Source organism: Pseudomonas sp. SGAir0191 (assembly GCF_002812565.2).
In the GTDB taxonomy this organism is placed as follows: domain Bacteria; phylum Pseudomonadota; class Gammaproteobacteria; order Pseudomonadales; family Pseudomonadaceae; genus Aquipseudomonas; species Aquipseudomonas parafulva_B.
Genome location: NZ_CP025035.2, coordinates 4,170,506 through 4,196,280, shown reverse-complemented (window position 1 = coordinate 4,196,280; position 25,775 = coordinate 4,170,506). Strand labels below are relative to the sequence as shown.

At 62.3% G+C, this 25,775-nt stretch carries 26 protein-coding genes, 1 pseudogene and 1 riboswitch; of the genes and pseudogenes, 14 read left to right on the top strand and 13 right to left on the bottom strand.

Annotated features, from left to right (window positions below):
- Nucleotides 1–14 precede the first annotated feature (14 nt).
- The 4 genes and pseudogenes from phrB to CWR53_RS18765 all read right to left on the bottom strand — a co-directional run bounded on the left by phrB (nt 15) and on the right by CWR53_RS18765 (nt 4,366).
- Complete coding sequence (phrB, locus tag CWR53_RS18780) at nt 15–1,433, bottom strand: deoxyribodipyrimidine photo-lyase (RefSeq protein WP_100852226.1); 1,419 nt, start codon at nt 1,431–1,433, stop codon at nt 15–17.
- Nucleotides 1,424–2,324: pseudogene (locus CWR53_RS18775) on the bottom strand (MerR family transcriptional regulator). Before CWR53_RS18775 ends, phrB begins: the two are co-directional and overlap by 10 nt.
- Nucleotides 2,314–3,282 (bottom strand): DUF523 and DUF1722 domain-containing protein, encoded by a 969-nt coding sequence (locus CWR53_RS18770; protein ID WP_100852225.1) that lies wholly within the window; start codon nt 3,280–3,282, stop codon nt 2,314–2,316. Before CWR53_RS18770 ends, CWR53_RS18775 begins: the two are co-directional and overlap by 11 nt.
- 97 nt (nt 3,283–3,379) lie before the next feature.
- Nucleotides 3,380–4,366, bottom strand: coding sequence for an NAD(P)/FAD-dependent oxidoreductase (locus CWR53_RS18765; RefSeq protein WP_100852224.1), 987 nt, complete (start codon nt 4,364–4,366; stop codon nt 3,380–3,382).
- A 187-nt stretch (nt 4,367–4,553) separates the two neighbouring features.
- Here CWR53_RS18765 and CWR53_RS18760 point away from each other — a divergent pair, with 187 nt between their 5' ends.
- On the top strand, nt 4,554–5,459 hold the full coding sequence (locus tag CWR53_RS18760) for a TIGR01777 family oxidoreductase (RefSeq protein ID WP_100852223.1): 906 nt from the start codon (nt 4,554–4,556) through the stop codon (nt 5,457–5,459).
- A 13-nt stretch (nt 5,460–5,472) separates the two neighbouring features.
- On the top strand, nt 5,473–6,489 hold the full coding sequence (hemH, locus tag CWR53_RS18755) for a ferrochelatase (RefSeq protein WP_058605726.1): 1,017 nt from the start codon (nt 5,473–5,475) through the stop codon (nt 6,487–6,489).
- A gap of 55 nt (nt 6,490–6,544) precedes the next feature.
- On the opposite strand, the gene CWR53_RS18750 is transcribed toward hemH, so the two are convergent.
- Both CWR53_RS18750 and upp read right to left on the bottom strand, forming a co-directional pair.
- A complete protein-coding gene (locus CWR53_RS18750; RefSeq protein WP_023534705.1) occupies nt 6,545–7,819 on the bottom strand; it encodes a uracil-xanthine permease family protein in 1,275 nt (424 codons plus the stop codon).
- Between the two features lie 2 nt (nt 7,820–7,821).
- Nucleotides 7,822–8,460 carry a uracil phosphoribosyltransferase gene (gene upp, locus CWR53_RS18745; protein WP_027916614.1) on the bottom strand — a complete coding sequence of 213 codons (639 nt, stop codon included), beginning with the start codon at nt 8,458–8,460 and terminating at the stop codon, nt 7,822–7,824.
- 162 nt (nt 8,461–8,622) lie between these two features.
- On the opposite strand from upp, the gene CWR53_RS18740 reads away from it, so the two are divergent.
- The 3 genes from CWR53_RS18740 (at nt 8,623) to CWR53_RS18730 (ending at nt 10,079) form a co-directional block, all read left to right on the top strand.
- Nucleotides 8,623–9,180, top strand: a complete 558-nt coding sequence (locus CWR53_RS18740; protein WP_027916613.1) for a hypoxanthine-guanine phosphoribosyltransferase — start codon at nt 8,623–8,625, stop codon at nt 9,178–9,180.
- A gap of 64 nt (nt 9,181–9,244) precedes the next feature.
- Complete coding sequence (locus CWR53_RS18735; protein ID WP_058605728.1) at nt 9,245–9,715, top strand: hypothetical protein; 471 nt, start codon at nt 9,245–9,247, stop codon at nt 9,713–9,715.
- A gap of 67 nt (nt 9,716–9,782) precedes the next feature.
- Nucleotides 9,783–10,079: a PA4642 family protein gene (locus tag CWR53_RS18730; protein WP_058605729.1), complete on the top strand. Its 297-nt coding sequence runs from the start codon at nt 9,783–9,785 to the stop codon at nt 10,077–10,079.
- 39 nt (nt 10,080–10,118) lie between these two features.
- Here CWR53_RS18730 and mqo read toward each other — a convergent pair whose 3' ends face one another.
- Nucleotides 10,119–11,627: a malate dehydrogenase (quinone) gene (gene mqo / locus CWR53_RS18725; protein ID WP_058605730.1), complete on the bottom strand. Its 1,509-nt coding sequence runs from the start codon at nt 11,625–11,627 to the stop codon at nt 10,119–10,121.
- A 604-nt stretch (nt 11,628–12,231) separates the two neighbouring features.
- Nucleotides 12,232–12,465 (bottom strand): hypothetical protein, encoded by a 234-nt coding sequence (locus tag CWR53_RS18720; RefSeq protein WP_058605731.1) that lies wholly within the window; start codon nt 12,463–12,465, stop codon nt 12,232–12,234.
- 166 nt (nt 12,466–12,631) lie between these two features.
- Between CWR53_RS18720 and CWR53_RS18715 the strand changes: the two genes are divergently transcribed.
- Nucleotides 12,632–13,213, top strand: a complete 582-nt coding sequence (locus CWR53_RS18715) for a YajG family lipoprotein (RefSeq protein ID WP_023534676.1) — start codon at nt 12,632–12,634, stop codon at nt 13,211–13,213.
- Between the two features lie 67 nt (nt 13,214–13,280).
- Here the strand turns inward: CWR53_RS18715 and CWR53_RS18710 are convergent, their stop codons facing one another.
- The gene (locus CWR53_RS18710) at nt 13,281–13,487 is read right to left on the bottom strand and encodes a hypothetical protein (protein WP_058605732.1); all 207 of its coding nucleotides are present in this window, start codon (nt 13,485–13,487) and stop codon (nt 13,281–13,283) included.
- A 159-nt stretch (nt 13,488–13,646) separates the two neighbouring features.
- On the opposite strand from CWR53_RS18710, the gene CWR53_RS18705 reads away from it, so the two are divergent.
- On the top strand, nt 13,647–13,907 hold the full coding sequence (locus CWR53_RS18705; protein ID WP_058605733.1) for a hypothetical protein: 261 nt from the start codon (nt 13,647–13,649) through the stop codon (nt 13,905–13,907).
- Nucleotides 13,908–13,965: 58 nt separating this feature from the next.
- Here the strand turns inward: CWR53_RS18705 and CWR53_RS18700 are convergent, their stop codons facing one another.
- Nucleotides 13,966–15,132, bottom strand: a complete 1,167-nt coding sequence (locus CWR53_RS18700) for a 1-acyl-sn-glycerol-3-phosphate acyltransferase (protein WP_058605734.1) — start codon at nt 15,130–15,132, stop codon at nt 13,966–13,968.
- 127 nt (nt 15,133–15,259) lie between these two features.
- On the opposite strand from CWR53_RS18700, the gene CWR53_RS18695 reads away from it, so the two are divergent.
- From CWR53_RS18695 to CWR53_RS18680, 4 genes are all read left to right on the top strand, one after another.
- Nucleotides 15,260–15,445 carry a CPXCG motif-containing cysteine-rich protein gene (locus tag CWR53_RS18695; RefSeq protein ID WP_058605735.1) on the top strand — a complete coding sequence of 62 codons (186 nt, stop codon included), beginning with the start codon at nt 15,260–15,262 and terminating at the stop codon, nt 15,443–15,445.
- Entirely contained in the window at nt 15,445–15,705 is a 261-nt protein-coding gene (locus CWR53_RS18690; protein ID WP_058605736.1) for a putative signal transducing protein, read from the top strand. The genes CWR53_RS18695 and CWR53_RS18690 overlap by 1 nt, the downstream gene beginning before the upstream one ends.
- A gap of 15 nt (nt 15,706–15,720) precedes the next feature.
- Entirely contained in the window at nt 15,721–16,341 is a 621-nt protein-coding gene (locus CWR53_RS18685; protein WP_078479101.1) for an SOS response-associated peptidase, read from the top strand.
- A 124-nt stretch (nt 16,342–16,465) separates the two neighbouring features.
- Nucleotides 16,466–17,284 carry a M48 family metallopeptidase gene (locus CWR53_RS18680; protein WP_058605868.1) on the top strand — a complete coding sequence of 273 codons (819 nt, stop codon included), beginning with the start codon at nt 16,466–16,468 and terminating at the stop codon, nt 17,282–17,284.
- Between the two features lie 58 nt (nt 17,285–17,342).
- Here the strand turns inward: CWR53_RS18680 and CWR53_RS18675 are convergent, their stop codons facing one another.
- The 3 genes from CWR53_RS18675 to CWR53_RS18665 form a co-directional block, all read right to left on the bottom strand.
- On the bottom strand, nt 17,343–17,927 hold the full coding sequence (locus CWR53_RS18675) for a TMEM165/GDT1 family protein (protein ID WP_023534668.1): 585 nt from the start codon (nt 17,925–17,927) through the stop codon (nt 17,343–17,345).
- 88 nt (nt 17,928–18,015) lie between these two features.
- A riboswitch (yybP-ykoY riboswitch) is annotated at nt 18,016–18,155 on the bottom strand.
- 42 nt (nt 18,156–18,197) lie between these two features.
- Nucleotides 18,198–19,193, bottom strand: a complete 996-nt coding sequence (locus tag CWR53_RS18670; RefSeq protein ID WP_058605866.1) for a class I SAM-dependent methyltransferase — start codon at nt 19,191–19,193, stop codon at nt 18,198–18,200.
- Between the two features lie 50 nt (nt 19,194–19,243).
- Nucleotides 19,244–20,209: a 2-hydroxyacid dehydrogenase gene (locus tag CWR53_RS18665; protein WP_100852222.1), complete on the bottom strand. Its 966-nt coding sequence runs from the start codon at nt 20,207–20,209 to the stop codon at nt 19,244–19,246.
- Nucleotides 20,210–20,412: 203 nt separating this feature from the next.
- Between CWR53_RS18665 and CWR53_RS18660 the strand changes: the two genes are divergently transcribed.
- The 3 genes from CWR53_RS18660 to CWR53_RS18650 all read left to right on the top strand — a co-directional run bounded on the left by CWR53_RS18660 (nt 20,413) and on the right by CWR53_RS18650 (nt 25,679).
- Nucleotides 20,413–22,095: a fatty acid--CoA ligase gene (locus CWR53_RS18660; RefSeq protein WP_100852221.1), complete on the top strand. Its 1,683-nt coding sequence runs from the start codon at nt 20,413–20,415 to the stop codon at nt 22,093–22,095.
- Nucleotides 22,096–22,402: 307 nt separating this feature from the next.
- Nucleotides 22,403–24,289, top strand: coding sequence for a DUF1302 domain-containing protein (locus CWR53_RS18655; RefSeq protein WP_058605863.1), 1,887 nt, complete (start codon nt 22,403–22,405; stop codon nt 24,287–24,289).
- A gap of 25 nt (nt 24,290–24,314) precedes the next feature.
- A complete protein-coding gene (locus CWR53_RS18650) occupies nt 24,315–25,679 on the top strand; it encodes a DUF1329 domain-containing protein (protein WP_058605862.1) in 1,365 nt (454 codons plus the stop codon).
- Nucleotides 25,680–25,775: the final 96 nt, after the last annotated feature.

The following is a 25,775-nucleotide window of genomic DNA, read 5'->3' as shown; positions in this document are numbered from 1 at the left end:
CCCTCTATACACGACTAGCGGGGCAACTCCTTGAAAGCCTGGAGCGCCCGCTGTCGACTACTGTGAAGATCGACGATAGGACTGGGATAGAGATTAGCATCAATCAAGCCGTGGCATTTTCCAGGGTCATGGATATTTTTGTCGTCGATGCCCTGCAATTCAGGGACCCATTGACGGATGAAGCGGCCTTTGGGGTCGAAGCGTTGTGACTGCGACACGGGGTTGAAGATCCGGAAGTAGGGCACCGAGTCGGTACCGGTGGATGCGCTCCACTGCCAGCCACCGTTGTTGGCTGCCAGATCCCCGTCGATCAGATGGCGCATGAAGTGACGTTCCCCCAGCCGCCAGTCGATCAACAGATTCTTGCTCAGGAACATGGCAGTCAGCATGCGCAGCCGGTTGTGCATCCAGCCGGTGGCCAGCATCTGGCGCATGGCCGCATCAATAATCGGGAAGCCGGTTCGGCCCTGCTGCCAGGCTTCGAACTCCTTGGGTGCCTTACGCCAGGGCAACGCCTCGGTGTGCGCACGGAAGGCACGATGCCGGGACACCTGGGGATAGCCCGTCAGGATGTGCTTGTAGAATTCGCGCCAGAGCAATTCGTTGACCCAGGTCTGGACGCCGCTGCTGCCGCTGTCGAACTCGCCCCGGTTGTGGGCCAGCGCGGCATGCAGGCATTGGCGGGGTGAGATGACCCCCGCTGCAAGATAGGCTGACAGCTGGCTGGTGCCCTCCCGAGCAGGAAGGTCACGCAGCGTCTCGTAGTCGTCGATGATTTCATCGGTGAACCGGGCAAGCCTTGCCAGAGCCTCCTTCTCGCCAGCGGGCCAACGTTTGCGCAGCGCGTCTGCGGGCTTTTCGAAGGGTTCGACATGTTGCGCAATCGGGTCGCTCTTGATCGATGTCGGGGCTTGGCGTTTAACCGGTGCGGCCATCGAGGGCAGGCTGCGGTGCAAGTGCTCCAGGCAATTTTTCTTGAATTGGCCGAACACCTGGAAGTAGCCGCCACTACGGGTCAGCACCGTTCCAGGACGGAACAGGAGTTGGTCGAGGTGAGTGTGAACCTCAACCTTTGAAGCTTTGAGCAATTTGCACGTGGCTGCGTCACGGCGGGCCTCGTTGATGCCGTATTCCTCGTTCCAGTGAACGCTCTGGACATTGTGCTTTCGGCAGACATCGAGCACAGCCTCAGGCGCATCATCCCAGGTGTCTATCTTGCGTATGAGCAGTGGGATGTTGAGCGCGTCAAGCGACTGCCGCACTTCGCGCAGGTTGCGTAGCCAGAAATCCACTTTACAGGCCGCATCGTCATGGGCCTGCCATTGGCCAGGGCTGATAAGCCACAGGGCCAGGGTTGGGCCACGTTCACTGGCGGCGCTAAGGGCCGTGTTGTCGGTAACGCGCAGGTCACTGCGAAGCCAGGTCAAATGCATGAAATCGGAATCTCTCCAGGCTGGCAGTCACAGGCCTTGCAGTAGTCGCAAGGCCGCTTGAGGGGTATCGAAGGTGTGCAGGTGAGGCAGGTCGAGCGAGCCCAGTTGGGTCTGATGCAGGGCGAGCAAGGCACCCCCGGCAAGGGTGGGCAATTGCAGGTTCTGAAGCGTGCGCTGCAACGCGCGGGTATCGATGCGCGGGCCGAGGTTCAAGAGCACTGCGCGTGGCTTCAAGGCCGCAGCTGCACTCTGCAACTGCGCACCGGCCACGGCCTGCTCGAGGATTTCCACCGCAAAGCCATTGCTGGTGAACAGCCATGCGCACAGCCACAGGCCGGGGTCGAAGCCTCGGTCACTGTCTTCGGCAAGCAGAACCGGTGGGCCCTGTAGCAACTGATTGTCGTGATACACCCGCGCGCCCAGTTTGCTGCGCAACCAGGTGTGGAAGAACACCTGCTCAAGCCGTGCGTTGAAGTAGTTGCGCCAGCGCAGTTCCAGCAGGTCCAGCAAAGGCAGCAGCAACTGCTCGCACAACGTGACGGCGGGGTAGAGCGCCATGGCCTGGTTCAGCTGATGATCGAGCGCCCGTTGCGACAGGTTGGCGATGGCTTCGAGCATCTGGAACTGACGGGTTTGCCAGTCCCCAGTCGGTGGTGTGCTGAGTGGCTTGTCCAGCAACTCTCCCACCTGGCTGACCGATGCGCCTCGCTGCAACCATGCCAGGATCGCTTCTACTCTCTCGACCTGTTCGACCGGGTACAGTCGATGCCCCTTGGGCGTGCGCTGTGGCTTGAGCAAACCGTAGCGCCGCTCCCATGCGCGCAGGGTGACCGGGTTGACGCCCGTGCGCCGGGCCAACTCACCAATTGGTAAAAGAATCTCAGACCGCATTACGTAGCCCCAGGCGTTCAGGATGAGGCTGCAAGTAGGCTTGTTGCAGCAGGTAGGGGTCGGGGTGGTTGCGCAGATGATGCTTGAGCAGGGTCAGCGGCACGATCAAAGGTACGACCCCTTGCTGATACTGCCCGATCAACGTTTGCAGCTCGGCTTTATCGGCAGGGGTCAGGGCATTTTTGAAATAGCCGCTCAGGTGCTGCAGCACATTACTGTGAGTGCCACGGCTGGCGCGGCGGCGCAAGGCCTGCATCAGCTCGGAGAAATAACGGGGGGCAATAACGTCAGGGTCGTCGTCTTTGCTCATGGTGCCGAGCATGCGTCCCAAGGTGCGATACGCCTGCGGGTTGTTCGCCATCAGCAGGTACTTGTAGCGGGCGTGGAAAGCCAGCAGTGCGTGGCGACTCACGCCTTCTTCAAGTAGATGCTGCCAATCGGCGTACGCGTACACGCGGCTGATGAAGTTTTCGCGCAGCACAGGGTCGTGCAGGCGGCCTTCCTCTTCGACCGGCAGGTCTGGCCTTAGCTCGCAAAAAGCCTGCGCATAGGCGCCACGACCGCCGTTGATGGCTGGGTGACCGTTGTCCTGGTAGACCTTCACACGCTCAAGACCGCACGAGGGCGACTTCTGCATGAAGATGTAGCCGCAAATATCATCGAGTTCGGCGGCCATTTGCTTGCCGTAATCACGCAAGGGGCTCGTATAGTCCAGCCCAGGATTGCGCGTGCCTACGACTTCAGGATGTTCAGGGTCGCCCACCAGACGGATGGGATCACGGGGTACCCCCAGACCAATGGCCATTTCTGGGCACACCGTCGTCCATTCGAAATGTTCTTCCAGCTGGGTGCGGCACAGGTCCGAGGACTTGTGGCCACCGTTGTAACGCACGTTGTGCCCGGTCAGGCAGGCACTGATAGCGATGCGCGGCTTGTTGTGAACTGCGGGGTCGTGCATAGCTGCCTCCATAAACCTGTACAAATCATAAATTATGTACAGGAATATTCCAGCACATAGCGGGCCCGATGCGAACCCTTAGTGTGTAGATAGCCGATCAGTCCAAGTGTTCAAGTAAACGGCGCGCGGCCTCCTGGCCACTTAACCATGCACCTTCCACCCGCCCGGACAGGCACCAGTCCCCGCAGGCATATAGCCCTTGGTCGGCGTCGGCCAAGGCGCCAAATTCGTGATGACTGCCAGGGCGTGCATACAACCAGCGGTGGGCCAGGGCGAACGTAGGCTCAGGCACGACGCAACCGACCAGTTCGGCGAACTCGCCGCGCAGGTGCTCGACAACTTCCTCCTTGGACAAGTCGATGTGTTGTCGGCTCCAACTGGAAGTGGCGTGCAACACCCACGTGTCCAAGGTCTCGTCGCGCCCTGGCTTGCTGCGGTTGCGGGCCAGCCAGTCAAGCGGGCTTTCCTGGACGAAGCAGCCTTGCATGGGCGTATCCAGAGGGGCCTGAAAGCCTAGCGCCACCGCCCAGGTCGGCTCCATCTGCACCCCGGCGGCCACGGCTGCGAGCTTTGGCGTGGCAGCCAGCAGCGGCGTTGCCTGTGGCGCTGGCACGGCAACCACCACCCGGCTGAACGGACCGTGGCTGCACCCGTCGGTGTCCTGCAGGTGCCAGTAGTCCTTGCCGCGAAAGACTTCGGTGATACGGCAGGCGAAGTTCACGGTCATGTCCTTGAGCAGGCCGCGGGTAATGGCGCTCATGCGTGGTACGCCCACCCAGCGCGTCTGTTCGTCGGGGGAGGGAGTGAGCGCCCCGTCACGGTAGTTGTACAGCTGCGGTTTCCACTGCGCCGCCCAGCCGGCGGTTACCCAGTGCTGCAGTTCTTCGACGAAACGGCGGTCGCGGGCGGTGAAATATTGCGCCCCCAGGTCCAGGGCGCCGGCTTCGCTGCGTTTGCTGGCCATGCGCCCGCCGCTGCCGTGGCCCTTGTCGAAAAGGTGCACGGTCTGCCCGGCGCTCTGCAGTGCCTGGGCGGCTGACAGGCCGGCAATGCCTGCCCCGATGATGGCAATAGGTATGGTCATGATGGCCTCTTCAAACCTTGCTATGCGCAGACTACGCTGTCAGGCAAACCTGTACAATCATTCGAATGTGTATAAGTATATCCCGTAAGTAATGATTGGTTGGCCTATGTTTATGGGAGAGCATGGGCGCTAGAAAGTGCCTTGATGTTAAAAATAGACCACTGCCTTATTCCATGAGGACACTGCCATGCACATCCTGCTGACAGGCGGCACCGGGTTGATTGGCCGGCACTTGTGCCGTCACTGGCTTGCTCAAGGGCATCGGCTCACCGTGTGGAGTCGACGTCCAGAAGCAGTGGCGATGCTTTGCGGCGAAGGCGTCAGGGGCATTGCCGAGCTTGATGAGCTGGAGGCGGCCGACCACCTCGACGCCGTGGTCAACCTGGCCGGTGCGCCTATTGCCGACCGACCCTGGACGGCGTCTCGGCGCAACCTGCTCTGGTCAAGCCGCATCGCCCTTACGGAGCAATTGCTGGCATGGCTGGGCAGGCGTGAGCAGCGTCCTGGGGTGCTGATCTCAGGTTCGGCCGTGGGATGGTATGGTGACGGCGGCGAACGCGAGTTGACCGAAGACCTGCCTCCTGTGGTCGAAGATTTCGCCAGCCAGCTGTGCATTGCCTGGGAAGAAACGGCGTGTCGTGCGCAAGCGCAGGGCATTCGGGTGGTGCTGGTACGTACAGGGTTGGTGCTGGCCAGCGACGGCGGCTTCCTGTCCCGGCTCCGTTTGCCCTTCAAGTTGGGACTAGGAGGGCCGATAGGCAACGGTCGGCAGTGGATGCCTTGGATCCATATAGACGACCAGCTCGCCCTGATTGATTTTCTCTTGCAGCGCACCGACGCCAGCGGCCCTTACAATGCCTGTGCACCTGAACCTGTGCGTAATCGTGAATTTGCCAAGCAGCTGGGCAAGGCGCTGCACCGGCCTGCTGTGATACCCCTGCCTGGGTTGCTGCTAAAAGCCGGCCTGGGCGAGATGTCGAACCTGCTGCTCGGTGGCCAGCGTGCCTACCCCGCGCGGTTGCTGGCGGCCGGGTTCACATTCCGCTTCAACGATCTGCAATCGGCGCTGGGCAATTTGTCCAGTCGCCTCTGACATAGGATGCTGCATGACCGATCACGCTTTGCTGCTGGTCAACCTGGGTTCACCGGCCTCCACGTCGGTAGCCGATGTTCGCCGCTACCTCAATCAGTTTCTCATGGACCCCTATGTGGTCGACTTGCCCTGGCCCATCCGGCGCCTGCTGGTGTCGTTGATCCTGATCAAGCGCCCCGAGCAGTCCGCCCACGCCTATGCCTCGATCTGGTGGGACGAGGGCTCGCCGCTGGTAGTGCTTACCCGTCGCCTACAAGCGGCCATGGTCGACCACTGGCCCCATGGGCCGGTTGAAATTGCCATGCGCTACGGTCAGCCAGCCTTGCCCCAGGTACTGGAGCGGCTCGCGGCGCAGGGCATACGCAAGGTCACCTTGGCCCCCCTGTACCCGCAATTTGCCGACAGCACGGTGACCACCGTCGTCGAACTCGCCCGGCAGACCATCACCGAGCAGCAACTGCCGCTGCAGATGCGCGTGCTGCAACCGTTCTACGATGATCCGGATTACATCGACGCATTGGTCGCCAGTGCCCGGCCCTACCTGGAGCAGGACTATGATCACCTGCTGCTCAGCTTCCATGGCCTGCCCGAACGCCATTTGAAGAAGCTCTTCCCCAGCGGTACGAAACATGACCTGCGTGCAGCCGAATGCTGCGAAGGCGCCAGCGCCGAGGTGCGTGCCGTGTGTTACCGCGGGCAGTGCCTGGCCACGGCCAGGGCGTTCGCGACGAGGCTGGGCATACCGGCGGGCAAATGGTCGGTGTCGTTCCAGTCGCGGCTGGGGCGGGACAAGTGGATCGAACCCTATACGGAGACGCGGCTGGACGAGCTTGCCCAGGCCGGAGTGAAGAAGTTGCTGGTGATGTGTCCGGCCTTCGTGGCCGACTGCATCGAGACGCTCGAGGAAATCGGCATGCGCGGCAGCGAGCAATTCGTCGAGGCCGGTGGTCAGGAGCTGGTGCTGGTGCCTTGCATGAACGAACACCCCGAATGGGTGAAGGTGTTGGCCAAGCTCTGCGAAAACGCGTAATGGCCTGCCTGGCCTGACCCCGTCGAGGACTGGGACAAGCCAGGCGGCTCAGGCGTCAAGGCAACTGATCATCCTGTTGCTTGTGTTTCCAGGCATCGTTGCCTGGCAGGATCAGGTTGAGCGCGATCGCCACGATGGCGCACAGCGCGATGCCCTTGAGGCCCCAATCGTCAGGGCCGTCACCGCTGCCGACCAGTACCCCGCCGATACCGAACACCAGGGTCACCGACACGATCACCAAGTTCCGCGCTTCGGCGAGGTCGACCTTGTGGCGGATCATGGTGTTGAGCCCCACGGCTGCGATCGAGCCGAACAGCAGGCAGAGGATGCCGCCCATCACCGGCACCGGAATGCTCTGCAGCAGGGCGCCGAACTTGCCGATGAAGGCCAGGGTGATGGCGAACACCGCAGCCCAGGTCATGATCTTCGGGTTGTAGTTCTTGGTCAGCATGACCGCGCCGGTCACCTCGGCGTAGGTGGTGTTGGGCGGTCCACCGAACAGGCCGGCTGCCGTGGTGGCGATGCCGTCACCCAGCAGCGTGCGGTGCAGGCCAGGCGTTTTCAGGTAGTCCCGTCCCGTCACGCTGCCTACCGCGATGACCCCGCCGATATGCTCGATCGCCGGTGCCAAGGCCACGGGCACGATGAACAGGATGGCCTGCCAGTTGAAGGCAGGGGCGGTGAAGTTGGGCAATTCCAGCCAAGGGGCGGCTGCAATTTTTGCCGTGTCGACCACCCCGAAAGCGAACGACAGGGCAAAACCCACCAGCACGCCGGCGATGATCGGCACCAGGCGGAAGATGCCTTTGCCGAACACGGCCACGATCAGCGTCGTCAGCAGGGCCGGCATGGAAATGAGCATGGCGGTGCTGTAGGGCAGCAGCACGCTCCCATCGCCAGCCTTGCCCATCGCCATGTTGGCCGCGATCGGTGCCATGGCCAAGCCGATGGAGATGATCACCGGGCCGATCACCACCGGGGGCAGCATGCGGTCGATGAAGCCTGTGCCCTTGATCTTCACCATCAGGCCCATGAAGGTGTAGACGAACCCGGCGGCCATGACGCCGCCCATGGTTTCTGCCAGGCCGAACTGACCCTTGGCGAGAATGATCGGGGTGATGAAAGCGAAGCTCGATGCCAGGAAAACCGGCACCTGACGCCCGGTGACCAGTTGAAACAGCAAGGTGCCAAGGCCCGCCGTGAACAGCGCGACGTTAGGGTCCAGGCCGGTAATCAAGGGCATCAGCACCAGCGCGCCAAATGCCACGAAGAGCATCTGCGCGCCTGAAACGACCTGACGCCAGAGCGGGTCGTTGTAGCCGTCCTGCATGGTCAGGCGTCCTTTTGCTTGGTGCCGAAGATCTTGTCGCCGGCATCACCCAGGCCTGGAACGATGTAGCCATGTTCGTTCAGGCGCTGGTCGATCGAGGCCGTGTAGATCTGTACATCCGGGTGGGCCTTGTGCACCACGTCGATGCCCTCTGGGGCAGCTACCAGGACCATGGCGCGGATTTCCCGGCAACCGGCCTTTTTCAGCAGGTCGATGGTGGCAACCATCGAGGCGCCGGTGGCCAGCATCGGGTCGATGATCAGGGCCAGGCGTTGATTGATGTCCGGCGCGAGCTTTTCCAGGTAGGTGTGGGCCTCAAGCGTCTCTTCGTTGCGGGCCACGCCCACCGCGCTGACCTTGGCACCCGGCACCAGGCTGAGCACGCCGTCTAGCATGCCGATGCCTGCGCGCAGGATCGGCACGACGGTGATCTTCTTGCCGGCGATCTTTTCCACGGCAACCTTGCCGCACCAGCCGTCGATTTCGTAGGTTTCCAGCGGCAGGTCCTGGGTGGCCTCATACGTCAACAGGGCGCCGACTTCCTGGGCAAGTTCGCGAAAATTCTTGGTGCTGATATCAGCACGGCGCATCAGGCCGAGCTTGTGGCGGATCAGCGGATGGCGGATCTCACGAGTGGGCATAGGGGGGCTCCGAAAGGCGGGCAAAAAAACCGCGCTAGATTAATCTATTCAGCCTGTGCTGTCGTCTGATCATTTTGCACGTTAGTCCATAAACGCTTGATCTGTGACGAGCGGATGCGTACCTTTGCCCGCTTTTCCAAAATGCACCTCCTGGAGAGCGCCATGTCCGCCGATCTCGAGCATATCCGTCAAGTCATGCGTGAAGCAGACTGCCTGTACACCGAAGCCGAAGTCGAAGCGGCCATCGCCAAGGTCGGCGAGCAGATCTGCCAAGAACTGCACGACAAGAACCCCGTGGTGTTCTGCGTGATGAACGGCGGCCTGATCTTCGCCGGCAAGCTGTTGACCCACCTGCAGTTCCCGCTGGAAGCCTCGTACCTGCACGCCACCCGTTACCGCAACCAGACCAGCGGCGGCGAGCTGTTCTGGAAGGCCAAGCCGGAAGTCTCGTTCATCGACCGCGATGTGCTGATCGTCGATGACATCCTCGACGAGGGCCACACCCTCAGCGCCATCATCGATTTCTGCAAGCACGCCGGCGCCCGCGCCGTGCACACGGCCGTGTTGATCGACAAGGACCACGACCGCAAGGCCAGCCCGGACCTCAAGGCCAACTACGTGGGCTTGCCGTGCATCGATCGCTACATCTTCGGCTACGGCATGGACTACAAGGGCTACTGGCGCAACGCCAACGGCATCTTCGCCGTCAAGGGGCTCTGAGCGCAGCCTACCTGCCGCTCAGGTGCAGCATGCTAGAGTGCTCCTTCAAGCCAAGGAGCCTCACATGCGTGCGTTCATCCCGTTCCTGCTGGCAGTCAGCTTGCCCCTGGCTGCCGCGCCGATGCACAGCCAATTCCTGCCGCCCGATGACCAATCCCTGCGCCAGGCAGCGCCCACCGCTCAGCAACTGCTTCAAGTCACCGACTACACCGTGGTAGTCGGCGCCCAGCGCCAGTCGGACCAGCAACCCATTCCGATCACCTCATCCTTGCAGGTGCGCCTCAAGGGCAAGCCCTTGAGCAAGGCGGCCACCATGACCCAGGTGCTGCTGACCTTCGACGGCGAAGCGGCCAAGAGCCTGAAAAAGCCGGTCTACGACGAAAAGACTCGCACGCTGAACTTGAATTATCCGCTCAGCGATTACCGGGTCATCATGGACCTGCTGCGCAACGAGACCCTGTATGTGCAGTTTCTCACCTATGCCAACGGGCACATCTGGGCGGACCTGCACACTGGCACCGTACGTACGCGTTGAGGCTCGCGCGCGGCGGAAGGTACACTGCCGCCCTTTGAACATCGTGATGGTCCAGTTGGAGTCGGCAATGCGTAAAGACAAGAAACAGGTAATCGGTGACGAAATCAGTGACGACTACATCAAGGCGTTTCTCCAGTTCGAGCCCGCCGATGGGGTCACGTCGCCCTCGCTGCACAAACTGCTAAAGGCGTACCGCGGCTTGCGCGTAGATGACTTCCGGCGTTTCGTCGGCTTCTTCGTCGAAGCAGGCTTCGACCTCGATGGCAAGGACGAGCATGGCAAGACGTTCGCCGAGCAGATTGCCGATCAGCGCAATGGCGACGAGTACATCGAAATCATCGAAAACGCCCGCTCTGGGGCATGAAAAAACGCCCCGAGGGGCGTTTTTCACTGGCCGGGCGGTTCAGGCGTAATGCTTGGCTGCCGGGCTGCTTTGCACCAGGTCCAGTGCCGCATCGTTATCGGCGCTGATTTTCTGGTAAAGCGCAGCGTCGGTGGCCAGGGTCTTCTCGCGTGCCGGGAAGATCTCCTTGAGCTTGGCTGCCCAGGCACCTTTCGCCTGCTCCGGGAAGCAGCGCTCGATCAGCTCCAGCATGATCGAGACGGTCACCGAAGCACCGGGCGATGCGCCCAGCAGCGCCGCCAGGCTGCCGTCCTGGGCAGACACCAACTCGGTACCGAACTGCAGAACACCGCCTTTTTTCGGGTCTTTCTTGATGATCTGCACACGCTGGCCAGCCACTTCCAGACGCCAGTCTTCGGCCTTGGCTTCGGGGTAGAAGCGACGTAGCGATTCCAGGCGCTGCTCCATCGACTGCATCACCTCGCTGACCAGGTACTTGGTCAGGTCCATGTTGTCACGGGCCACCGCCAGCATCGGGCCCAGGTTGCCCAGGCGTACCGACAGGGGCAGGTCCAGCAGCGAACCGTGCTTGAGGAACTTGGTGGTGAAGCCGGCGTACGGCCCGAACAGCAAGGATTTCTTGCCGTCGACCACGCGCGTATCAAGGTGCGGCACGGACATGGGCGGCGCGCCGACGGCGGCCTGGCTATAGACCTTGGCCTGATGCTGGCTGACGATTTCCGGATTGTCGCAACGCAGCCATTGGCCACTGACCGGGAAGCCGCCAAAGCCTTTGCTCTCGGGGATGCCGGAGGCCTGCAACAGCGGCAGGGCAGCGCCACCGGCGCCGAGGAACACGAAGCGGGCGTCCACTTCGCGGCTGTTGCCGCTGTTGACGTCCTTGATGCTGACCGTCCAGCCGGCGCCGTTGCGACGCAGGCCTACGACCTTCTTGCAATACTTGACCTGCGCGTCGGGCGCGTCGCCCAGCAGCTTGAGCAGCTTGTTGGTCAGGGCCCCGAAATTGACGTCGGTCCCCTTGAGCACCCGGGTGGCGGCAATGTGCTGGTCAGCTGGGCGGCCCGGCATCATCAGCGGCATCCACTCGTTCATCACGGCCTTGTCGTCGGTGTACTCCATCTCGGCAAAGGCGTGATGCTGCTTGAGCAGTTCGTAGCGCTTCTTCAGGAAGGCGATGCCCTTGTCACCCTCGACGTAGCTCAGGTGCGGTACCGGGTTGATGAACGCCCGCGCCGGGCCGAAGTTGCCTTTCTTGCTCAGGTAGGCCCAGAACTGGCGAGACACCTCGAACTGGGTATTGATGTGCACGGCCTTCTTGATGTCGATGCTGCCATCAGCGGCCTGGGGTGTGTAGTTCAGCTCGCACAAGCCAGCGTGGCCGGTGCCTGCGTTGTTCCAGGGGTTGGAACTCTCTGCGGCCCCGGAGTCCATCGCCTCGACCACTTCGAGTTTCAGGGTCGGGTCGAGCTCCTTGAGCAGTACGGCCAGGGTGGCACTCATGATGCCTGCGCCTACCAGTACTACATCAACCGATTCGTTCTGCGCCATTTAACGCGTCTCCACAATCTACAGCTACCTAATTGACAGCACAGGATCACCGGGTTCTCCAGGATCGCCATGTCCGACTTTTCGCAGTTCATGCAACGTCCGCGGACACCGCCAACCAGTCTTTGGGTTTGCCTATTGAACCCTGTTTGCCCCAGGTGCGGCAATTCGACTTATGGTCAACGACCGTCGGATACGCTATGCAAGCCGCTCAGACACGCATCCAGGTTGGGGCCATTTGCTGCCTGTTCAGGGCTGAAGGGGACACACCTGCCGCTTTTGCACATGCCAGATTGTTCATTTGCTCGCCACACTCTTGTGAAGTAGTGAAAACCGTTTTTTCACGCTCTTTTGGAGACGTGAACCTCAAAAGGGGACTGCGCGATGGCAACCCGCAGGTTCTATGCAGTGTGACGGCCATGGAAGCAGGCACGACAGCCGATGCAAGACCTGAGTGGAAGGCTCTCTGTGGGCGAGGCGGGTAGATTTGCCGTGGTCAGACGGCGGATGCGGGGCCCGATCAGGAGACGTCCTTATAATCGGGGGGAGATTATAGCGAGGTCGCAGCTAGAAATGTCGCCATTTCGCGGTTTTATTGCAGGGTTTTTCAGGCAGCCAGGTTGCGTTGATGCCAGCGGCGACTTGTCGGCTTGCAAACCCGGGCACCGTCCGGCAGTGCATGACCCAGCCAGGCAAGCTGCACCTCGTGCACCTGCACCCAGCCATCGCCCTCAGGTGCTTGCGAGCAGTGCTTGAAGGCCAGGCACGTGCCATTCATGTCGAGCAGGGCGTAGGCGGTGTGGCGAGGAGCAGGCAACAGCAGGTGCAAAAGCGAGACCATGGCAGATGTCCTGTGCAGGTGAGCGTGCAGCCACATTAAGCGTTGCCGGTTAAGCGTTTGTGACAACCTCGGACGTACCGGGTGCAAGCGGTGCACGCCGCTTGTAGCCAGGCCCTTGCCGCTAGGTATACTGTGCGCCATCGCCGCATTTTCTGGAGAATCGCGCATGTTGCAACGACTGTTGTTCGGTTTGATCACCGTAGCCAGCCTCAGCCTGGTCGGTTGTGCCCACAGCCCGCAACAACTCAATCCGCAGCCTAAGCTCACGGCGCAACTCACCCCGGTGGGGCAGGGGCAGCCGGTGGTGGTGCGAGTGGTAGACGGCAGGCCTTCACCGTCGCTGGGCACCCGCGGTGGCATGTACCCGGAAACCAGTACCATCAGTGTCAGCGGCAACCAGGTGGTGCCCAAGCTGCAGGCCCAGGCCGAGGCTGCCGTGCGCTTGCTGGGCTTTACGCCCACCACTGCAGGCAACGCGCCCCAGTTGACCGTTACCCTGGCCGAGCTCAAGTACCAGTCGCCCAAGGACAAACTGTACGTGACCGAAGCCACCATCGGCGCCACCTTCCGTGCTGACGTCGCCAACAATGGTCGCCGCTACACCGGTCGCTATGGCGCTTCGCTGGACCAGCGCTTTGGCATGGCGCCGAACCAGGACACCAACACCCAGTTGGTCAGCGATGTGCTGAGCGACGCGCTGACCCGGTTGTTCAAGGACCCAAGTATCGGTCAGGTGCTGGCGCAATAGCCTTCAATGGCTCATCCAAACCGCTGCCCGGTGACGGCCAGCGGTTTTTTTATGCCGCGTACCGGTATCAGGCCGTCGCTATGCGCAGGTCCAGCAGGCTGATCCCGGTCTGGGCATCCACCTCGGGCCAGTGCTCATGGGCATGCCCGCCCAGGGCGCAGTAGACCAGCCATTGACGGTCTTGCACATTGATGGCCAGGCCATCGACGAGCGCCTGTTGCTCATCACTCTGGGCAACGAGGTAGAGGCGGTCCTGGTTTTCGGCATGCAGCATGACAAGCTCCGGTGCTAGGAAGGACGACAGGGTGGCCTGTTCTGATGACGAACCGATGACAGATGAAATTAAATGACACGCGGTCGGTACCGTGCAGGCAGCGTCAGGTGGGTTGGGTAGAATGCTGGCTTTTGTTCAGGTCTACGCCGAGGTGACGCGATGTCCATGCACATGCTCTGGGGGCTGATTGCCGCCCATCCCACCAAGCTCATCAATGTGCTGGCCTTGCTGCTGACGTGTCCAGGCGGGCTGCTGTTGCACAGCGCCAGGCGAAGCGCGGCCGATGCACAGCCAGGGCCGGGAGGGCTGCAAAGGCCGTATGCGCGATTCGCAGGGTGGGTGCCCAGGCAGCGCTACGGTATGGGCTTCGCCTGCCTGGCCAGTGCGCTGGTGCTGTCGTGGGTCAGCACCTGGGCCTGAGTAAATTGGGGGCTCATGCTGATCGGGATGCTCGCGTTCAACAGCGCCCCCTCACTGCTCAAGCAAGCGGTGCCTGCTGCCTGACCTGATACTGATTGCGCACCGGCGTGGCGTACTGCAACACCAGGTAAGGCCGCTGCTCTTCAGGACAGGCATCCAGCCGGCGCTGCCATTCTTCCTTGGCCTTGGCCAGTTCGTCGGCAGGGAACACCTGCTCGGCGCTTGGCACCTGCAGCGTGTCATCCTGCTCGGCCCACATGGCGTAGGCCAGGTAATGCACCGGGAACAGTCGATAACCGCCGAGTATCTGCCGGTCGATTTCCGCGGCCAGCTGCTTGGTGTCCTCGTAATACTGGGTCACCGGCGGTGCAAAGTTGATGTGCACGCGACCTTTGTAGCCGGTGATGCCCTTGGCGATGCTGTGGTCGTCCTCGCCAGGTGCCTTCTGGTAGGTACCCGTGGTGGCGCGGATGTACAACTCACGGGCCTTGGCCTGGTCGCAGGGGTCGTATTCGTAGCTGATCGATACCGGCGTCAGGTTCAGGCTCTGGATGACCGCGCCGAACGCCTCGTCCTTGCGACTCATGTGGAACATCTTGAGGATGGCCGAATCGGTCCGGTCGTCGCCATCCTTGGCGCGGCCTTCAGCCTGGGCGATCCAGATGGAAGTGGCGTCGTTGACGATGGAGTGATTGATGTAGGCCGACAGCAGCTGGTAGGCGGCCAGCTTCTCGCGACGGCCGGTGATCGAGCGGTGCACGATAAAGCTCTTGTTGAGCCGCATGAGGTCGCTGACAAACGGTTTTTGCAGCAGGTTGTCGCCAATGGCGATGCGCGGGGTGGGCAGGCCGGCGTGGTACACCGCGTAGTTGACGAATGCCGGGTCCATGACGATGTCACGGTGGTTGGCCAGGAACAGATAAGCCGTGCCGGCCTTGAGCTGTTCCACACCCGAATAGGTCACGCCATCGGTGGCGCGGTCGATGGTGCGATCAACGTAGTGCTCGACCTTGTCCTGCAGGGTCGATACACAGGTCACACCAGCGAACTCCTTGCGCAGGCGCCGGGCGATCAGCGGTTTAAGCAGCCAGCCAAGGGCACCGGCCGCACGCGGGAAGCGGAAATGAGTCAGGATATCGAGGAATGCCGGGTCGCTGAGCAGGCGTGCCAGAACTCCAGGGACCTCAGCGTCGTCGTATGGTCGGATGGCATCGAATTCGCCCATCATGCTCTCTTGTTGGAAACGGCTAGGGTAATAATGAAGTACGGGCAGGCTCCGAAAAACGGCTCGGACGCACGTGGCCCTGTAAACAGAGCGGCAATTATACGCATAACTCGTCGTGGAGGCCCTGATGCTGGAAACAGAGTTCTACGATTGCCCTTATTGTGGCGAGCGGGTGGAAACCTCCGTCGATCTGTCCGGCGGCGACCAGGTATACACCGAAGACTGTCAGGTGTGCTGTCAGCCGATCGTGTTCGTGCTGCAGGTGCATGACGACGAATGGATGCTCGATGTCAGACGTGAGGACGATGCGTGATGAGGCGTATCTACGAACCCGAAAGCCTGCTCGAAGCAGAAATGCTGGCCGGTATGCTCGCCAGCGAAGGGGTGCAGGCGCACCTGGTGGGCCGCGACCTGGTCGGGGCGACCGGCGAATTGCCCCTGCACGGGCTGCTGGGCTTGTCGGTGGCCGATGAACAGGCCGAATACGCACGGCAGTTGATCGATGCGTACAATGGCGCCCAGCCGCTGATTGGCGACGAGCCGGAGAGCTTCCCCGGTACCTTGATCTGCTAGGTTTAGAATTACCTCATGTGTGGACGTTACGCCCTGTTCCGCTGGCCCCAGGCATTGGCCAGCCTGCCTGGCTTTCCCGCCGGGCAGCCTGCCCAGTGGAATATTTCGCCCGGCAATACCGTCCTCATCCAGCGCCAGCTGGACGGGCAGCTGCAAGTGGCCAAGGCGCGCTGGGGCCTGACGCCGCCGTGGCTCACCGACCTTTCCCGCACCCCCGCCCATGCCCGCGCCGAAACGCTGGCCGAGCAGCCGATGTTCCGCGAAGCCTTTGGCCAACGACGCTGCCTGATACCGGCCAACGGTTTCTATGAGTGGCGAGGCAGCGTGCGCAAACGGCCCTTTTGGCTGACACCGGGCGAGGGGGCGTCGCTGTATTTCGCCGCTGTGTGGGAGGCTTATGCCGTACAGGAACAAGTCTGGCTCAGCTGCGCCGTGGTCACCCAGGCGGCGATGAATCAACGCAGGCCCCTGATTCTGGACGAAGCAGGGCAGGCTGCCTGGCTGGACCCGCAGACGCCGCTGATCCGTTTGCAGGAATTGCTGGCAAGCCCCTCGGTGCCCTTGCGCGAGCGGGCCCTGGCGCCTTTCGTCAACGACCCGAAACTGGACGCGCCCGAGTGCCTCACCCCGGCCTGAGTGCCAGTGCATGCTCGGTTGCTCGCCGCGCAGAGCGGGCGGGTGTACAAAATCTTCCCTGCGGCTATGGCGGCCCACCCATGAGTCATCCTAGGATACGGCGCATGTAAAAAGGAGTGTTTCCATGCGTAAGTCTTTTGTCATCAGCCTAATGAGCGCTGGCATCCTGCTCGCTGGCTGCCAAGGGGTGAACACCACCAGCGGCGGTGCGGTGGGCGTTGAGCGCAAGCAGTACATGTTCAGCATGCTCTCGCCCGACGAGGTCAACACCATGTACGCCCAGTCGTACCAGCAGACCCTGGGCGAAGCGTCCAGCAAGGGCTTACTCGACAAATCCAGTGCAGATGCCAGGCGCGTACAGGCCATCGCCAACCGTTTGATTGCCCAGGCGCCCCAGTTCCGGCCGGACGCTGCGCAGTGGAAATGGGAAGTCAACGTGATCAAGAGCGATGAGCTCAATGCCAACTGCGGGCCAGGCGGCAAGATCATCGTCTACACCGGCCTGATCGATCAGCTCAAGCTCAACGACGCCGAGATCGCGGCCGTCGTCGGTCACGAAATCGCCCACGCCTTGCGCGAGCACAGCCGTGAAGCGATGTCCAAGGCCTACGGCGTGGAAATGGCGCGTCAGGGTGCAGGCGCCATCTTCGGCCTGGGTCAGGACAGCATGGCGTTGGCCGACACTGTGGTGAACTACGCCATGACCTTGCCCAACAGCCGGGCCAACGAGAACGAAGCAGACCTGATCGGTCTCGAGCTCTCGGCGCGTGCAGGCTACGACCCGAACGCGGCCATCACCCTGTGGAACAAGATGAGCAAGGCTTCGGAAGGGGCCCCGCCGGAGTTCATGAGTACTCACCCGGCTTCGGCCAGCCGTATTGCCGCCTTGCAGGCAGCCATCCCCAAAGTCATGCCGCTGTATCAGGCAGCGGCCAAGCCCTGAGGCCCGCTGCAGGCGGGCAAGCAAGTGCCATGAAGGCTCCGCTCTGCCCGCCCGTGCCTCAACCCACCCAGCCGCTGGCCTTCATGGCCGTGTAGACCGCAACGATCGCGAGCACGAAGAACGCGGCGGCCGCCAGGCGGCGAATCAGCGTCAGCGGCAGTTTGTCCGCGGCGAAATTACCCGCCAGCACCACGGGCACGTTGGCGATCAGCATGCCCAGCGTGGTCCCGACGATGACCATGATCAGGTGAGGGTACTGTGCAGCCAGCATGACCGTGGCGACCTGAGTCTTGTCTCCGATCTCGGCCAGGAAGAAGGCGATCAGCGTGGTCAGGAACGGTCCGAAGCGGCGCGCAGGGTTTTCGTCGTCGTCCATCTTGTCCGGCACCAGCGTCCACAGGGCCGTGGCGGTGAAGCTGGCGGCCAGGATCCAATGCAGCGCAGCGTCGCTGAAGAAACTGCCGAACCAGGCGCCCACGGCCCCTGCTGCGGCATGGTTGGCCAGCGTAGCGGCGACGATACCGGCAATGATGGGCCAGGGCTTGCGAAAGCGGGCAGCGAGGATGAGCGCGAGCAGCTGCGTCTTGTCGCCGATTTCGGCCAGGGCAACGATTGCGGTGGGTACCAGCAGAGATTCCAGCATCAGGATTCCTACGGGGGCGGGTCGACACGGCTATGACACGTACGACCTCCCCGCCCCGGGTAAGGTGTTCGTGTCATAGGTCTTGTCAAACCCCGGGCCTGTCTGCGCAGGCCTGGTCATGCACGTTTGCATGGTGGGTCGCACGCGCCATGGTCTGTGGACCAAGTATGTTGACGCGTACCGGGCGAGCGTGGCGCTCGCGGGAGACTACTCCCCTAGGACGGTGCGGATTCTGCCTAGGCGAAACGGTTTCGGCAAGCGCTGTTTTTATCAGCGTGTTGCCTGGTAGATCCTGAACCCGTCGGCTTCCTCCAGGACCTGGCAGTTGCCCAGCGCCGCTTCGATGATCGGTTTGTAGCGCAGGAAAGTATTGGCAACCAAGCGTATTTGGCCGCCTTTTCGCAGGTGAATGGCCGATTTTTGCAGAAGATTCTCCGATGCTTGGTAATCGGTATGGACCCCGGTGTGAAATGGCGGGTTGCTCAGTATCACCTCCAGGTCCAAAGGGGCCGCATCGATACCGTCACCTTGCACGACCTCGGCCTCCAGGCCGTTGGCCGCCAGGGTGAGGCGGCTGGCTGCCACGGCGAAGGCATCCACATCCAGCATCGTCACGTGGCTGCCAGGGTAGCGCCGTTTCACTGCCGCACCCAGCACGCCAGCGCCGCAGCCGAAGTCCAGCACGTGGCCCTCTGGCAGCGCCTCCAGGTGGCGCAGCAGCACCGCCGTGCCTCGGTCAAGGCGGCCGTGGCTGAAGACTCCAGGCAAGCTCACCACCTGCAAGGGGCCGTCTGGCAGTGACAGCTCGAACTGCTTGGCCAGTGTGTGCAGCGCGGCTGCCTGCGGCGCCTGTTCAACGCTGACCTGCCACAGTTGGCAGTGCCGGGCGCTGTCGAGTTTGCGCGGCTTGCCAAAAGCCTGGAGGTGCCGCGCGACGCTTTCGATCCCTCCGCGTTTTTCACCCACCACGTACAACGTGCCGCCTTGCAGGCGTGCGGCCAGGGTGGTGAGCAGGTAAGCCGCCAGCTCGCGCGACTTGGGAAGAAACAGCACGGCAGTGGGCACGTCCACCGCCGGGGGCTCCACCGCGCAGTGGCAGCGGCCGACAAAGCGGCTTTCGAGCAGGGCGTGATCGCCTGCGTGCCAGGTCCAGGCATGGGCCTGGGGCAGTTGGGCCAACAGGCCATCGGCCGGGGCCCCGGCAATCAGCAGCGGGCCCTGGAACAGCTCTGCCTGGCGGAGCAACACTTCACTGCGCGGGTCCATGGACGACGCCTCCGAAAAATCGCGCAGTGTAGCAGAGCCGCGACTGTGCCTCAGCCGACCGCGCGGCGTGCCTGCCCGGCAAAATACGCCTGGGCGTTTTCCGCCAGTTGGCCCACGATCCGCTGGCGCGCCTCGACAGCCCCCCAAGCGCTGTGAGGGGTAATGATCAGGCGCTCGATGCCAGGTTCGAGCAAGGGGTTGCCGTCTACCGGAGGCTCGACGCTCAACACGTCGGTTGCAGCCCCGCCCAAATGACCACTGCGCAATGCATCGGCCAGCGCCTGCTCGTCGATCAACCCGCCACGTGCGGTATTGACCACCAGTGCACCGGGCTTGAGCAGGGCCAGTTCGCGCTCGCCGATCATGTGCCGAGTGTGCTCATTCAGGGGGCAATGCAGGGTGAGGGCGTCGACCTGTGGCAGCAGCTCATCCAGTGGCAGGCGGTCGGCACGGCTCGGCCGGCCTGGAATCTGCCCGCTCAGCACGCGCATGCCGAAGGCTTCGGCCAAGCGTGCCACCGCACCGCCCAGTTCGCCATGGCCGAGCAGGCCGAGGGTCTTGCCCTCCAGCTCGACGATCGGATAGTCCAGCAGGCAGAACTGGCTGGCATTGGCCCATCGTCCCTCGGCCACCGCCTTGTTGTAATCACACAGGCGCGTGGCCAGTGCCAGCAGCAGGCCCAGGGTGTGCTGGGCAACCGAAGGTGTGCCGTAGCCCTGACAGTTGCAGACCGTGATGCCTTGCGCCCGGGCGGCGGCCAGGTCGACGTTGTTGGTGCCGGTAGCAGCCACCAGGATCAGCTTGAGCTGTGGGTTGGCTTCGAGGCAGGCGGCGTCGAGCACCACCTTGTTGCTGATCACCGCAACAGCGCCTTGAAGACGTTCGGCCACCTGCTCTGGCGTCGTGGCGGCGAACAGCGCCAGTGAATCGAACGATTGATGCAGCGGCGTCAGGTCCAGGTCGCCCAGGTCCAGGGAGTCGTGGTCGAGAAAAACGGCGTGGCGCGAGCTGGGCATAGGTGGGCTCCGGTTCAACAAAAGGGGATGAAGGTCTGGTTGACGCCTGTGGATCAGTGTCCAGCCCCTGCTTGCCGCCCGTCAACGCCTGAAGCCGCAGGCTCCACCGGCCAAATCATTCCTTCGGCTGATTTGACCGGCGCAGTCGCGCACTACAGTGACGCCACGCCTTGCAAGCCCGCGCCTCAATAAAAGGGATATTTATGCTGCAGACCCGTCTCCTCAAGCCCGCCGACGACGCCTACGCCTACCCCCTGCTGATCAAGCGCCTGCTGATGTCGGCCAGCCGCTACGAAAAGACCCGTGAGATCGTCTACCGGGACCAGGTGCGACTGACCTATGCGCAGTTGAGCCAGCGCATCGCGCAGTTGGCCAACGTGCTGAGCGAAGCCGGCGTCAAGGCCGGCGACACCGTGGCAGTGATGGACTGGGACAGCCACCGCTATCTTGAGTGCATGTTCGCCATCCCGATGATCGGCGCAGTGGTGCATACCATCAACGTGCGCCTCTCGCCCGACCAGATTCTCTACACCATGAATCACGCCGAAGACCGCCTGGTGCTGGTCAACAGTGACTTCATCGAGCTGTACCAGTCCATTGCCGGCCAGTTGACCACGGTCGAGCGCACTGTGCTGCTGACCGACGGGGTGGATACCCATGCGGCCTTGCCCAACCTGGTCGGCGAGTATGAGCAGCTGCTGGCTGGGGCGAGCACGCAGTACGATTTCCCCGACTTCGACGAACATTCGGTCGCCACCACCTTCTACACCACAGGCACCACGGGCAACCCCAAGGGGGTGTATTTCACTCATCGGCAACTGGTCCTGCATACCCTGGCCGAAGCCTCGGTCATGGGCAGCATCGACAGCGTGCGGCTGCTGGGCAGCAATGACGTGTACATGCCCATCACCCCCATGTTCCACGTGCATGCCTGGGGTATTCCCTACGTTGCGACCATGTTGGGCATCAAGCAGGTGTACCCGGGCCGCTACGAGCCCGAGATGCTGCTCAAGCTGTGGCGCGAAGAGCAGGTCACCTTCTCACACTGCGTACCGACCATCCTGCAGATGCTGCTCAACTGCCCCCACGGCACAGGTGTGGATTTCGCCGGCTGGAAAATCATCATCGGCGGCAGTGCGCTGAACCGCTCGCTCTACGATGCGGCCTTTGCCCGCGGCATTCAGCTGACAGCGGCCTACGGCATGTCCGAGACGTGCCCATTGATCAGTGCCGCGCACCTCAACGACGAATTGCAGGCCGGCACCGAAGATGAGCGCATCAGCTACCGCATCAAGGCCGGTGTACCGGTGCCGCTGGTGGAAACGGCCATCATCGATGCAGAAGGGCGTTTCCTGCCCGCCGACGGTGAAACCCAGGGTGAACTGGTGTTGCGTGCGCCGTGGCTGACCCAGGGCTATTTCAAGGAGCCGGAAAAGAGCCAGGCGCTGTGGGAGAACGGCTGGCTGCACACCGGCGACGTCGCCACGCTCGACAGCATGGGTTTTATCGACATCCGCGATCGCATCAAGGATGTGATCAAGACCGGTGGTGAGTGGCTGTCCTCGCTGGATTTGGAAGACATGATCAGCGCGCACCCGGCTGTGCGGGAAGTGGCTGTGGTAGGGGCGGCCGATCCCCAGTGGGGCGAGCGCCCGTTTGCCCTGGTGGTGGTGCGCGAAGGCCAGGTGATCGATGCCAGGGGACTCAAGGAACACCTCAAGCCTTTCGTGGAGCAGGGGCGCATCAACAAGTGGGCCATCCCCAGCCAGATCGCCCTTGTTACTGAAATTCCCAAGACCAGTGTCGGCAAGCTCGACAAGAAACGCATCCGCCAGGACATCATCGAGTGGCAGGCCTGTAACAGTGCCTTCCTGTCCACCCTGTGAAAGCGGGTATGCGGCAATCTGTCCTGGGCCAACCCGCATGCCAGAGCGGAGCAGTGCTTGCCAAATGGCGCAAATGCGCCATTCTTCAGCACGGCCGGGGCGCAATCGGAGCACACAGCACCGCCCAGGCGGCACGGAGCGCAAATCACACTTTAGAGGGATCGAGCGCCTGTGCCTTGGTGGCTATAGTCGGGGCCAGGGGCTTTTCGGGAGGGGAGGGTGAGCAGGCGCTGTCTTGCACACCGGTCGTTCGGGCCATTCCTGGAAGCACCACTGCCATAACAAAAAAGAACATGGAGTAGCGTCGATGAAATCTGCAAACCCGTTCTGGCGCAGGGCCAGGTTGCCCATGGCTGTAAGCCTGGCGTCCACCCTTGCCAGTCCCGCTTTCGCGGTCAGTTTCAACATCGGTGAAATCGAAGGCCAGTTCGACTCCTCGCTCTCCATCGGCGCCAGTTGGTCGACAGCCAGTCCCAACCGCAACCTGATCGGGGTCAACAACGGCGGCAAGGGCCTTTCGCAAACGTCCGACGATGGCCACCTCAACTTCAAGAAGGGCGAGACCTTCTCCAAGATCTTCAAAGGCATCCACGACCTGGAGCTCAAGTACGGCGATACCGGCATCTTCGTGCGCGGCAAGTACTGGTACGACTTCGAACTCAAGGACGAGGGCCGGCAATTCAAGGACATCAGCGACTCCAACCGCAAGGAAGGGGCCAAGTCCTCGGGTGCCGAGCTGCTCGACGCCTTCGTCTACCACAACTACTCCATCGGCGATCAGCCAGGCTCGGTGCGCCTGGGCAAGCAAGTGGTCAGCTGGGGCGAGAGCACCTTCATCGGCAGCGGCATCAATGCCGTCAACCCAATTGACGTGTCGGCGTTTCGCCGGCCAGGGGCCGAGATCAAGGAAGGCCTGATTCCGGTCAACATGTTCTATGTTTCCCAGAGCCTGACCGACAACCTGTCGGCCGAGGCCTTTTACCAGCTTGAGTGGGACCAGACCGTCGTCGACAACTGCGGCACGTTCTTCTCGCAGCCAGACATCATTGCCGACGGCTGCACCGACAACCTGCGTGTGCTCAACAGCAGCCGTACCGTGCCTGCCGCCGCTCGCCAGTTCCTGGCCACCCGCGGCGTCAACCTCAACGAAGAAGGGGTGATGGTGCGCCGTGGCGGCGACCGTGATGCCCGTGACAGCGGGCAGTTCGGCGTGGCCATGCGCTACATGTTCGAGCCGCTGGACACCGAGTTTGGCGCCTACTTCATGAACTATCACAGCCGTGCGCCGATCTTCAGCGCAACCGGCGCCTCGCCTTCGGTCTTCGCCGCGATCCCGACCCTTCCAGCGCAGTTGCGTGCATTGGCACCGTTGATCGTGGCCGGCAACTCCAAGTACTTCGTCGAGTACCCCGAGGACATCCGCCTGTATGGCCTGAGCTTCTCCACCACCCTGCCCACCGGCACCGCCTGGAGCGGTGAAATCAGCTACCGTCCCAACGCTCCTGTGCAGCTCAACACCACCGACATCCTGTTCGCCGGTGTGCGCCCGCTGGGCGGCGCCTTGAGCAACGCTTCGCTGCTCGATGGCGTGCCTGGCCAGGACCTGCATGGCTACCGGCGCAAGGAAGTCACCCAGTTCCAGACCACCCTGACCCACTTCTTCGACCAAGTGATGGGTGCCAGCCGCATGACCGTGGTGGGCGAGGTGGGCGTGACCCATGTCGGCGGCCTGGAAAGCGCCTACGACACACGCTACGGCCGCGACCCGGTGTTCGGCCCCGGCCCGTTGCCCGCCACCGGTGGGGCCAATACCTGCCAGGCGCTCAACACCAGCACCATTAGTGGTGCAGGCGCCGGTGCCTCGACAGCCAACCTGAACCGCAAGTGCGAGAACGACGGCTATACCACCAGCACTTCGTGGGGCTACCGCGCCCGGGTCATCTGGGACTACAACGATGTGTTCGCAGGCGTCAACCTCAAGCCGAGCGTGGCCTGGTCCCATGACGTCTCCGGTTATTCGCCAGGCCCTGGCGGCAACTTCGAGGAGGGACGCAAGGCGGTCAGCCTGGGGCTGGATGCCGAGTACCAGAACACCTACACCGCCAGCCTGTCGTACACCAATTTCTTCGACGGCAAGTACAGCACCGTGGATGACCGCGACTTCCTCGCCCTCAGCTTCGGCGTGAACTTCTAAGCATACGGATCCAGGACGACACGACATGAACAACACCAGAAGTCTGCTGCAAGCCGGTGTGCTGGGCCTGTCCCTGCTGGCTACCAGCGTGATGGCGGCAGTACCGGCCGGCGAAGCAGCCAAGTTGGGTGCCACCCTGACCCCCATGGGCGCGGAAAAGGCCGGTAATGCCGATGGCTCCATCGGGCCATGGCAGCCGCTCTCGAAGACGGCCGGCAGCGTCGATGGCAAAGGTTTCCTCGCCGACCCCTACGGTACTGAGAAACCGCTGTTCACCATCACCGCGCAGAACGCCGAGCAGTACAAGGACAAGCTGTCCCCAGGCCAGATGGCCATGCTCAAGCGCTACCCGGACACCTATAAGCTTCCCGTCTACAAGACGCACCGTGGGGCAACGGTACCGGCCGAGGTGTTCGCTGCAATCAAGGAAAACGCCACTCAGGCCACCCTGGTGGAGGGGGGTAACGGCCTGAACAACTTCCGCACGGCGGTGCCGTTCCCTATCCCGCAGAACGGTCTGGAAGTGATCTGGAACCACATCACTCGCTACCGTGGCGGCAGCGTGAGCCGCCAGGTCATCCAGGCGACCCCGCAGCAGAATGGATCATTCAACCCGGTGTCGTTCTCCGATCAGTTCGTGTTCCGTGATCGAATGAAAGACTACGACCCCAACAATCCAGGGAACATCCTGTTCTACTTCAAGCAGGAAGTGACTGCGCCAGCTCGCCTTGCAGGCACCGTGTTGCTGGTTCACGAGACCCTCGACCAGGTCAAGGAACCGCGCAAGGCGTGGATCTACAACGCCGGTCAACGCCGCGTGCGCCAGGCGCCGCAGGTGTCGTACGACGGCCCGGGGACCGCTGCAGACGGCCTGCGAACCTCCGATAACCTCGACATGTTCAACGGCGCCCCGGACCGCTATGACTGGAAGCTCGAAGGCAAGAAGGAACTGTACATCGCCTCCAACGCCTTCAAGCTCGACGACCCGAAACTCAAGTACGCCGACATCATCAAGGCAGGGCACATCAACCAGGACCTGGCACGTTACGAGCTGCGTCGCGTCTGGCACGTGGTGGCCACGCTCAAGCCCGGCCAGCGACACATCTATGCCAAGCGTGACTTCTACATCGACGAGGACACCTGGCAAGCCGCCGTGATCGACCAGTATGACGGGCGCAACCAGCTCTGGCGTGTGTCTGAAGCCCATGCGCAGCCGTACTACAACGTCGAGGTACCGTGGATCACCCTGGAAGCCATCTATGACCTGCAATCGGGGCGCTACTTGGCCCTGGGCATGAAGAACGAAGAAAAACGTGCCTACGACTTCGGCTTCACTGCCAGCAAGGCCGACTTCCAGCCTGCGGCCCTGCGTCAGTCAGGCATCCGCTGATACCGAAGAAGTAAGTGACAGGGCCACCCTCGGTGGCCCCATCGCGCCAATGCAGGGGGTGCCAGCCCCCGGCAGAAGCGCCGGGCCATTGCGATA